This is a genomic window from Bacillota bacterium (genome assembly GCA_040754675.1).
In the GTDB taxonomy this organism is placed as follows: Bacteria; Bacillota; Limnochordia; order Limnochordales; family Geochordaceae; genus Geochorda.
The window spans coordinates 1-3,692 of record JBFMCJ010000412.1 but is presented as its reverse complement, the minus strand read 5'-3'; the positions used below and the strand labels follow the sequence as shown (position 1 = coordinate 3,692).

The following is a 3,692-nucleotide window of genomic DNA, read 5'->3' as shown; positions in this document are numbered from 1 at the left end:
ATCGCCCAGCAGCGCCTGGCCGTCGACCGTCTGCCACCCATCCACGTGGTCCTCACTCCCTCCGGGAAGTACCTGCTCGTCGACGGTAACCACCGCTTGGCCGCCCACCAGCTGGAAGGCAGGACGTCCATCAAGGCCGTCATCCGCACCGACCTCCTCACCCGCCGGGACGTTTTGCTCGAGGCCCTCCGCCTCAACGCCACCCACGGGACGCAACTCTCGGGCAAGGACAAGGAGCGGCTGGCCAGGCGGCTGTTCGGCGAGTACTCCGTCGAGGAAATGGCAGACCTCCTTTCCGTAAGCCCCCGGACGGTGAGGGAGTGGACCCGGCAGGAGAGGCAGGTCGCCTCACGGTTCCTGTGGAGCCAGTCGGAAACCTCGCGGTCAATGGTGAGATCGTGGTTCCGAGGCGAGGGGTAGGCCCGCTCCACATTCAGCAGGCGAAGTAGCAGGCCCCAGGACCCCCACACCCCGCCGTCTTCGCGGTGCAGCTTCGCCCACCGCTCCCAGTTCTCCCTCCCTGGGCCAGCCTCATCGCGGGCAGCGAGGGGGCTAGCGCCGCAACCGGTAACCGCGCCCGAGAGCAGTTCATCAGACACCCTCATTAGCCACACCCTCTAGACCCTACACGAGACTCCACACGAGACACCGCACGAGACTCTCCCCGTGGCGCGGCACGAGACGCGAACCGTGACTGTTCACGGGACGGCAAGCGGGACTCGGTGCGGGACGGCACATGAGACAGGGGCCCAGTCCCGCACTGCGTCTCGTGCTGTGTCCCACGTGCCCGCTTCGCCGTCTCCGCTGGCGTCCCGTCTCGCATCTCGCAAAGTCACGTCCGGCGTCCCGTCTGACGTCGCAGGTCCGCACGCTGCCCCATCCGCCCTTGACCGGGACGCTAGGCAGGACGGCCACCGGGACACGCACCAGGACGCAGTCTCTCTGCCCGCGTCCCGCAAAGTCTGTGGCCGCGTCCCGCAGCGAGTCTAGAACCGAAAGATGCAGCAGGTCAAGCTGGCACCTCTGTCACCGGCGGGAGCGAGGAGGCCACACGGTAGGGCAAGAACTACCGACGAGCAACGGGCCCCGAGTTCACGGCCAGGCAGCCTGTTGCACCGGCGTCCCCGACGTACGCTTAGTGGGTAGAACAACCAAGAGGAAGGAGGCGCGCATATGTTCACGCCAAGCAGAGCAGGACACGCACCCGGCCACCTGCGCGATGCCCTCTACGAGTGGCTGGAAACAGTCGCCCTCGAAACCGCCACCTTGGGCGACACGGTTCTGGTCGGGTGGGAAGAGACCCCGCGGACGGTAGACTGGCTCCTCCGACAACTGTGGAACTGCACTGACGCGGTGCCGTCGACCATCCGTGACCACGTTCTCGACCAGCTGGAACTCCTCGGCATCGTAGACTATGAAAAGGCCAAGGTTCTGCGCGCCAGCTGTAGTTGCGCCCAACTCGTGCGCCGCCTCAAGGCGGGCCTCGAACCGGCACCGCAGCAGCCAAAACAGGGGCAATCTCCGACCGCGGGCTCGCGTAGCAACCCGGTTCCCTAGTCCGCAATGTTGCAGGATCATGCCCGACGTACGCTTTCTCAATGGGGACGAACCACCAGACGCGCAGCGAGGGCAATACGATCTGGCCGGCAGCAATGCGGTGACGGGCGTGGAGGCTGCATTCTTGACCGGATCGACGTTCCGCGTTTCAAAGGGGGTGTCCAAGCGTGGCTACAAAGGATGATCCCATACTGCGGCTGAGGGCCTGGTTATCCGGATTGCCGGTAGGTCCTGACGGCACCATGCCTGCCGCTCGGCTGAACCAGTTGGAACACCTCTTGGCCGCCGCGTGGCCTCATCTGCAAGGCAGCGAACACCGGGGCATGGAAGCATACAAATTGCTGGGTCGGCTGGAGGATGTGCGCTGGAACCCGCCCCTACTCACGTTTGCGATAGAGCGCCACGGGCCCACAGCTCTTGGGTCGACCCGCGCCATCGTCCAGTATTGGCAGGTCGACTTGGACAAGCGAGAGGCCGTTATTACCGACGAACGACCGAGACAGGTGTATCCCATGGCGCCCCGACTGGACGTGCGCAAACTGGCACAAGACCTGGCTCAAGCCGTCTTGGAAGGCCGAAAGGACGATCCACGCCTCCATTGGAAAGGAACCAACCGAGTCCGGATCATAGCCACAGAGGTGCTACCGGACGCGTTTCAGCAGACGCAAGCCGGTAGGCGGAGGAGGCTGTGGAAGGCCCTGGAGGAAATGTTGGGGCCGCACGGCTGGCGACGCGACGCCTCAGTGGGAGGCTTGTTCATCCGTCAAAGCTGTGACCAGAACTGACCCAACGATACCCACCCTGCAGCCGAAGCCCTTCACCCCGACCTGCCCTCGCCGGGGAACGCATCTGCCCCCTCGACAACGGCGGCGCCCTCTCGCTGACCTCCAGGATCACCACCGGACGTCTCTCAACGTGATGCCACCTCAGCCGACCCAGCACACCTTCCGTATCCCCGACCCCCCGCTGGCTTCACCCCGACGTCATAGGCTCCTCGTCATCTGGCAGGCGAGGTCGTACAGGGCGCTCGGGATCTACTTCGCACGCGACCCGGACGACCCGGACAGGGGTGGCCGTACTGGATAGGGGAGGAGGTGCGTGGGCCGGGGAGGTGAGGAGGAGGGGTGGGGGCAAGAAGAAAGGCGCACCGCAAGGGTGCCCCACCCGCATCTCGCGCCGCTAGTCGGCCGCCGCCTCCACGGCGACGCCCAGCGCCTGCCGCAGGTACTCGAGCGCCTTCTCGAGCAACTCGTCGCCCTTCTTGCGCCCAGCATCCCGCGGCGCAGCCTCATTCATGGCCCGGGCGGTCGCCTCGTCCAGGACACCGGTAGCCGGCAGTCCGTGCTCCCTCTGAAAGACGGACACCTGGGCCGAAGTGTTGCGGCCGTAAATCCCGTCGGACTCCCCGACCGGGTAGCCCAGCCACTTGAGCAGTTCCTGCGCCGCCAGCACATCCAGCCCCACGGTGAGCACCTTCAAAGGTCTCCGCCAGGAGAACTTCGGCCTCGGCCCCCTATCTTCCTCCTGCACCAGAATTTGGGGCTTCAGGGGATTCCCCTCGATGACGTGCCCGTTGGGCGTCAGGTACCTGGCGGTGGTCAGCCGCACCGCGCTCCCTCCGCTCAGGGGAATCACCGCCTGCACCGACCCCTTCCCGAAGGTGGGGGAACCCACCAGCACCGCCTTACAACGGTCCACCAGCGCCCCCGCCAGGATCTCCGACGCGCTGGCCGTCCCCTTATTCACCAGCACGACGATGGGCAGCCCCAGCCCCGGTCCCTCCGCCTTCACCACCTGGCTGGACTGCTTGCCGATGATGTGGACCACCGGCCCCGCCGGCACCACCTGCCGCGCCACCGCCACCGCCTCATCGACGAGGCCGCCCCCGTTATCCCGCAAATCCAGCACCAGCGCCCGCAGCTCCCCCTGCTTCCTCAACTCCTCCAGCGCCCCCGCAAACTGCTCCGCCGACCCCTCCCGGAACGACACAATGCGCACATACCCGACCCCATCCCCCAGCATCCTGCTCTCCACGCTGGGGATGACGATCTTCTCCCTCACCACCACTATCTCCCGCGGCTCATCCCACCCCTCCCGCATCACCAGCAGCCTCACCGGCGTCCCCGCCGGCCCCC

At 66.2% G+C, this 3,692-nt stretch carries 3 protein-coding genes; 2 read left to right on the top strand and 1 reads right to left on the bottom strand.

The genetic code is table 11. The features are described 5' to 3' along the window. Positions 1 to 420, top strand: a 420-nt coding sequence (locus tag AB1609_18040) for a ParB N-terminal domain-containing protein (protein ID MEW6048347.1), incomplete at its 5' end; no start/stop codon positions are given. A gap of 753 nt (positions 421 to 1,173) precedes the next feature. Then, positions 1,174 to 1,557 carry a hypothetical protein gene (locus tag AB1609_18035; GenBank protein ID MEW6048346.1) on the top strand — a complete coding sequence of 128 codons (384 nt, stop codon included), beginning with the start codon at positions 1,174 to 1,176 and terminating at the stop codon, positions 1,555 to 1,557. Positions 1,558 to 2,736: 1,179 nt separating this feature from the next. Here AB1609_18035 and AB1609_18030 read toward each other — a convergent pair. Continuing rightward, positions 2,737 to 3,692: S41 family peptidase (locus tag AB1609_18030; protein MEW6048345.1), on the bottom strand; the 956-nt coding region annotated here is incomplete at its 5' end.

Bases quoted from the DNA above. Each gene is read 5' to 3' on its own strand.
- AB1609_18035 (MEW6048346.1), top strand. From the start codon at position 1,174: ATGTTCACGCCAAGCAGAGCAGGACACGCACCCGGCCACCTGCGCGAT.